Below are 406 nucleotides of genomic sequence, written 5' to 3' on the forward strand. Positions count from 1 at the left end.
GGCCAATGGGTCGTTGGCGTAATGCACTTCACCACTGAGCAGCTGGGCACGGCAACTGCCACAATAGCCTTCCCGGCATTGAAAGTGGACATCGATCTGCTGGGCTTCAAGAGACTCCAGTAAGTTAGCTGCGTATTGGAAGCGGGCCTGATGCCCATCATCGAGAGTAATGGCAAAAACAGGCGGAGCCATACCCTCCAGCTCGAGCTGGGGTGTCTGCTCCGGCTGTTCGGGGTCACGCTCCGGCAGATATAACTCAACCTGTTGGGCAGAGCTGTCGGAGGTAGCCGGAGGGGGCTCCAACTCGAACGGCGGCAGTCCGGTGCCGCTGTCCGGTTCGATGTTGCCATCCAGCTCAAAGCTGTCATTCGCTGACGAAGACAGATCCTGGTGGTTGCTCTCCGGG

The 406-nt window shown here is 58.9% G+C and carries 1 protein-coding gene; it reads right to left on the reverse strand.

Features of this window, described 5'->3' with window-relative positions; genetic code table 11:
- Positions 1 to 406: 2Fe-2S iron-sulfur cluster-binding protein (locus Q4563_RS16600; protein WP_303605272.1), on the reverse strand; the 406-nt coding region annotated here is incomplete at both ends.

This window comes from Gilvimarinus sp. 1_MG-2023, from assembly GCF_030548285.1.